Source organism: Rhodococcus sp. NPDC127593, from assembly GCF_042671975.1.
Classification (GTDB): domain Bacteria; phylum Actinomycetota; class Actinomycetes; order Mycobacteriales; family Mycobacteriaceae; genus Rhodococcus_F.
Genome location: NZ_JBHXWI010000009.1, coordinates 1 through 6,062, shown reverse-complemented (window position 1 = coordinate 6,062; position 6,062 = coordinate 1). Strand labels below are relative to the sequence as shown.

5 protein-coding genes are annotated in these 6,062 nt (G+C 66.1%); all 5 read right to left on the bottom strand.

Annotated features, from left to right (window positions below):
- Window positions 1–1,334 precede the first annotated feature (1,334 nt).
- Window positions 1,335–3,278 carry an acetoacetate--CoA ligase gene (locus tag ACFVJ3_RS10065; protein ID WP_378451934.1) on the bottom strand — a complete coding sequence of 648 codons (1,944 nt, stop codon included), beginning with the start codon at window positions 3,276–3,278 and terminating at the stop codon, window positions 1,335–1,337.
- 48 nt (window positions 3,279–3,326) lie between these two features.
- Complete coding sequence (locus ACFVJ3_RS10060; RefSeq protein ID WP_378451933.1) at window positions 3,327–4,172, bottom strand: HpcH/HpaI aldolase/citrate lyase family protein; 846 nt, start codon at window positions 4,170–4,172, stop codon at window positions 3,327–3,329.
- A complete protein-coding gene (locus ACFVJ3_RS10055; RefSeq protein WP_378451932.1) occupies window positions 4,169–4,654 on the bottom strand; it encodes a MaoC family dehydratase in 486 nt (161 codons plus the stop codon). The genes ACFVJ3_RS10060 and ACFVJ3_RS10055 overlap by 4 nt, the downstream gene beginning before the upstream one ends.
- Window positions 4,651–5,811, bottom strand: coding sequence for an acyl-CoA dehydrogenase family protein (locus tag ACFVJ3_RS10050; RefSeq protein ID WP_378451931.1), 1,161 nt, complete (start codon window positions 5,809–5,811; stop codon window positions 4,651–4,653). The genes ACFVJ3_RS10055 and ACFVJ3_RS10050 overlap by 4 nt, the downstream gene beginning before the upstream one ends.
- Window positions 5,808–6,062: acetyl-CoA carboxylase biotin carboxyl carrier protein subunit (locus ACFVJ3_RS10045; protein ID WP_378451930.1), on the bottom strand; the 255-nt coding region annotated here is incomplete at its 5' end. The genes ACFVJ3_RS10050 and ACFVJ3_RS10045, both read right to left, overlap by 4 nt.

Here is a 6,062-nt window from a genome sequence, read left to right as displayed (position 1 = left end):
CGCGTGTTGCGCGAACCAGATGCCTCGCTGCGCAGCCGAGAGCGGAAACGCCCCTTCCGGAGCACCGCTACTACCCGCTGCTTGTCCCGACCCCAAGGGTTACTCCGTTCTCGAACGCGTGGCGACTGCCGCCTGTGTCTTTGGTGATTCGTAGCTCTCGGTCCCACGGACTGCGTCGTGAGCCGGTCTTCCGATGAACGCCATCACATGAACGGGCCTTGCCGGTTCGAAGCTTCTCGCGGAGCGGGGACGTGCCGGGCATGGGACGCCCTGCGCTGATCGAAGAGTTCCACCACACTCGGAGTCCATGTCAGACGATCGTCCGAAACCCGATTGCCTGCGACGCTGAACACTCCAAGGCCCTTACATCCCGAACTACTTGCGGTGAGCGGGTTCATCCGTGGCTCCGTTCTCTCATCGATCCAACAAGCGGCCACCCAATCGGTGCTCGTCATCCTCCGAGTCGAGAGCCGAGTCTACGGCGCTGGTGAAGGAGCGAAACATGGTCGCGATCATTGCTTCGGCCTCCTCTCGCTCGGTGGTGACAATTTCGGTTCGTACGGCTCCGCGGCAACGCCGGGAATTACATCGGTGTCACATCCACTAGCGTTACCGGTGAAGCTGTGACGTACCCAACCCTCGATACTTCCAGAACCAGGCCTGAATTCGATCTTCGACGCGCACATATTCAACAGGCCGAACCACATTCCGGGCACTGCGTCCAGCCAGAACGCGGATACCGTACCGAGAGTCGGAATTTCGCTAGGTGTACAACTGTCGTATCCAGGTTCATGTCCCGCCTCCCGACTGTTATCCGTGCACGGTGCAGCCGATCTGATGATCGACTGCGGCGTTGAACACTCCCTGCCCCCCATGACCGCAGTTTTGCCAACCACCGTGTCTACCAAAGCCCCGCGCAGGTCTCAAAACGAAGAACTCCCGGGGTTGCACGCAGGGAATAACCGACCAGGTCCGTCGCACATCCGCATCGAACGACGACCTGGACGTCCGCCCATTGCCGCGTGAGCATCCGGGCGCCGTCAGATCGCCCGCTGACCTGCCACGAGGACGCGGAAGCACGTCCCCCGGCGAGGAGACGCGAACCGACGACAACTCTCTGCATCCCAGCATCTGGAACACCCTCCCGGGGTGCGGCACTATCGATGTCCGATTAGTCGCGATCGCTGCGGCGCGGCCGATCGCAGGCAGACGGGAGATTTCTCACATTCGCCGACACGGGACCGGCGGGGCGCTCGTCCCTACCGGAGGATAACCAAAGTAAGACTAACCTAATTGTCGTCGCACAACGACACTGCCATCGACCGACTCACTGCTCAGCGTCCGTACCGTGCGAACCAGTCGAGCAGGCCGGGGTCGTCGACGGCGCTGCGGTCCACCGCGCGCCGCGCGTCTGCACCCTGGAAAATGCGCTTGAGAGGCACCTCGAGTTTCTTGCCGGTCCGGGTGTGCGGGATGCCGGGCGCCTCGATGATGTCGTCGGGCACATGCCGGGGAGAGGCCTGCTCACGAATCGCTCCGCGGATACGCTGCTTCAGCGCGTCGTCGAGTTCCACCCCCTCCGACAGGACCACGAACAGTGGCATCCAGTATCCGCCGTCCGCCAGATCGACACCGACGACGAGCGCTTCGGCAACTTCCGGCAGCTTCTCCACCACCTGGTAGATGTCGGCGCTACCCATCCGAATTCCGTTGCGATTCAATGTGGAATCGGACCTCCCGTGCATCAGCACGGTCCCGCGATCGGTGATCGTGATCCAGTCGCCGTGCCGCCACACTCCGGGAAACACGTCGAAATACGCGGCGCGGTAACGCTTTCCGTCCGGATCGTTCCAGAACGACACCGGCATGGACGGCATCGGCGCTGTGACGACCAGTTCACCCACCTCGCCTCGCACCGGTTGCCCCGACTCGTCGAACGCGTCGACGGCGACGCCCAGGCACGGGGCGGACAGCTCCCCCGGCCAGACCGGCACGTTCCGCGCTCCCCCGACGAACGCCGACACCACGTCGGTCCCACCGGTGATCGACACGACGGGAACGCGGCGACCGACGTTCTCGGACAACCACAGTGACGACGCCGCCGGCAGCGTGGACCCCGTCACCCCCACCGCCCGGAGTGCGCTCAGATCGTGCTCGCGCACGGGGACGACACCCGCCTTGTCGCACGCGAGGACATAGCCGGGACTCGTGCCGACCACGGTCACCCCCAGACGTGACACCAAGTCCCACAATGCATCCGGCGTCGGATATGACGGACTTCCGTCGTAGCAGACGATGGTGGCCCCCACCAGCAGGCCCGCCGTCTGGAAGTTCCACATCATCCAACTGGGACTGGTGTACCAGAAGAGGGTGTCGTCGCGGCCGATGTCGAGTTGGAGCGCGAGCGATTTCACGTGTTCGAGCAGAACACCGCCGTGACCGTGCACGATGCCCTTCGGCAAACCCGTGGTTCCTGAGGAGAACACCACCCACAACGGGTGGTCGAACGGGACGGCGACAGGCTCCAGTGCGTCGCCCCGGCCGGTGGCCTCCGCCCAGGTGAGGGTGCCGTCGATAGCCGCGTCCGGATCGAGATGCGGCACGACCACCATCAGGGCCAGCGACGACAATCCGCCGCGCAGGTCGGCCGCTGCCGCGAGCCGATCGTGTTCCTTACCCCCGAACCGGTAGCCGTCCGCGGTGATCAACGCTTTCGGTTCCAGTTGACCCAGCCGATCGAGCGCGGCCGGCGCAGAGTAGTCCTGTCCGCACGCGGCCCACACGGCACCGAGCGACGCCGTGGCGAGGAACGCGACGACGGCCTCGGGAATGTTGGGGAGGTAGCCGACGACGCGATCACCGACGCCGACTCCGTGCTCGCGGAGAGTCGCGGCGAGGCCCGCCACCGCAGACCGCAACTCGTCCCACCCGACGGAGATGTCGGTGGCGCCCTCCCCCGCGTACAGGATCGCCGGTGTTCCGGGTCGGGCGTTCCGGAAGACGTGGTCGACGTAGTTGAGCGCCGCCCCGGGGAACCAGACGGCACCCGGCATCGCGCCGTCCGCGAGGGCCGGTCCGGGGTCGGTGGCGGACCGGATCTCGAAGTAGTCCCACACGTCCTGCCAGAACGCCGACGGGTCGGCGACCGACCAGCGCCACAGCGACCGGTAGTCGTCGACCCGGACGCTGTGACGCCGTGCGACGAACCGGGCGAAGTCGGTGACGACCGCGTCGCGCACGTCGGATTCGGTAGGCACCCATTGCGGATCGGCGGTCATGGGCACCATCTTCCCCGAGAGCGCGGCCGTTCCGCGCTCTTTCGCCGCCTACCGCGGGGACTCGGACGTGCTTTTCCCCTTCGAATCGACCTGTGAACGGCGCAGGATCGCCTCGGCGTGACGCAGGACCGGCGCGTCCACCATCTTTCCCTCGAACGCGAACACTCCGCGCTCGTCGGCGACGGCGGCGAGAACCCGCGTCGCCCAGTCGACGTCCTCGTCGGACGGCGCGTACGCCTCCCGGATCACCCCGACCTGGCTGGGATGGATGCCGACCTTGATGTCGAATCCGACAGCGACGGCGTCGACTGCCTCGGCGCGCAACCCACCCGGGTCCTTGATGTCGAGATAGACGGAATCCAGGGCGAGCCGGTGATATGCCTTGGCGGCCAGCAGTGTCGACGACCGCACGTGGGTGGCGACGTCACGGTAGCTGCCGTCCTCGCGGCGACTGGAGTTGCCGCCCATCGCCGCCACGAGATCTTCGGCTCCCCACATCACGCCGATCGTGCTCGCCGCCAGCGCGATCTCGCTCACCGCGAGCGCACCGAGAGGCGACTCGACGAGGGCGATCACCTCACGCGGCGCCAACGACAGCACCTGGTCGGCGGACTCGCACTTGGCCAGCATCAGCCTCGTGTAACGGGTGCCGTCGAGTGCCAGCAGATCGCGCTCGTGGTCCTCGGTTCCGACCGGATTGACCCGCACCACCGTGCGATCCGGATCCAGCGGGGTGTCGATCAGGGCGACCCGCGCCGCTTCCTTGTCCGCGCGCGCCACCCCGTCCTCGAGGTCGAGGATCACGACGTCGGCTGCCGCAGCCGCTTTCGCATACCGTTCGGGCCGGTCGGCAGGGCAGAACAACCAGGCGGGCCCGGGCAGTTCCCAGCTCACGACGGCTTCTTCTGGACGAGGGTCTTGCGGACCGCGATCGCCACCACGTCGCCGTTCTGGTTGCGGCCGGTGTGCTCGAGCGTGACGATGCCCTCGCCGGGCCTACTCTTCGACTCGCGCTTGTCCACGATCTTCGTCTCCGCGTAGAGCGTGTCGCCGTGGAACAGCGGCTTCGGGAAACTGATCTCCGAGAACCCCAGATTCGCGACGATCGTCCCCTGCGTCAGTTGCGCCACCGACAACCCGACCAGCGTCGAGAGGGTGAACATCGAGTTGACGAGGCGCTCACCGAACTGGGTGTTCTCGCTGTACGCGGCGTCCAGGTGCAGTGCCTGGGTGTTCATCGTCTGCGTCGTGAAGAGGACGTTGTCGGCCTCGGTGACGGTCCGGCCGGGACGGTGCTCGTACACCGCTCCCAGCTCGAACTCCTCGAACCACAGGCCCCGCTGAATGATTCGCTTCGGTTCGGTCGTGGCGGTCACAGGCCCGCCTCCCGCGCGATCAGCATCAGCTGCACCTCGGTGGTGCCCTCGCCGATCTCCAGGATCTTGCTGTCGCGGTAGTGCCGCGCGACGGTGTACTCGTTCATGAATCCGTAGCCGCCGTGGATCTGGGTGGCGTCCCGGGCGTTGTCCATCGCGGCCTCGGAGGCGACGAGCTTGGCGATGGCTGCCTGCTTCTTGAACGGCTTGCCCGACAACATCCGGGCGGCGGCGTCGTAGTACGCCGTGCGTGCGGTGTGGGCACGCGCCTCCATGCGGGCGATCTTGAACGCGATGGCCTGGTTGTGTCCGATGGGCCGTCCGAAGGCCTCACGTTCCTTGGCGTACTTGATCGACTCGTCGACACAGCCCTGGGCGGCGCCGACGGCGAGCGCGGCGATGGCGATGCGACCCTCGTCGAGGATCCGCAGGAAGTTCGCGTACCCGCGGCCACGCTCGCCGAGCAGATTCTCCTCGGGAACGCGCACGTCCGAGAACGTGAGCGGGTGGGTGTCGGAGGCGTTCCAGCCGACCTTGTTGTACGCCGGCTCAGCGGTGAAGCCCGGCGTCGACGTCGGCACGAGGATGGTGGAGATCTCCTTCTTGCCGTCCTTCACACCGGTCACCGCGGTGACGGTGACGAGCTTGGTGATGTCGGTGCCGGAGTTGGTGATGAACTGCTTGTTGCCGTTGATGATCCATTCACCGCTGTCGAACTTCGCGGTGGTCTTCGTCCCGCCGGCATCGCTTCCGGCCCCGGGCTCGGTGAGCCCGAACGCGGCCAGGCTCTTGCCGCTCGTCAGCTGCGGCAGCCACTCCTGCTTCTGCTCCTCGTTGCCGAACCGGTAGATCGGCATCGCACCCAGCGACACGCCTGCTTCCAGGGTGATCGCGACACTCTGATCGACCTTGCCCAGCTCTTCGAGTGCCAGGCAGAGGGCGAAGTAGTCGCCGCCCATTCCGCCGTACTCCTCGGGGAACGGCAGGCCGAACAGGCCCATGTCGGCCATTCCCGACACCACCTCGTACGGGAACGTGTGGTTGGCGTCGTGTTCCGCCGCGACCGGTGCCACCACGTTCTTGGCGAAATCGGCGACCGTCTTCGCCAACTGCTGGTACTCGTCGGGAAGCTGGCCGGTGGCAAGGAATTCGGTCATGACGCGTCTTCTTTCGTGTCGATGGTGTCGGTGTGCGGAGTGACTCGTGCGAGCAGCTGGTCGACCATCACCTGGTCACCGGGTGCGACGAGGATGTCGACGACGCCGTCGACGGGGGCGGTGAGTGAGTGCTCCATCTTCATCGCCTCGACCACTACAAGCGTCTGGCCGGCGGTGACGTGGGCACCAGCCTCGGCGCCGACGGCGATGACGGATCCGGGCATGGGGCTGGTGATCTCGGCCTCACCGGC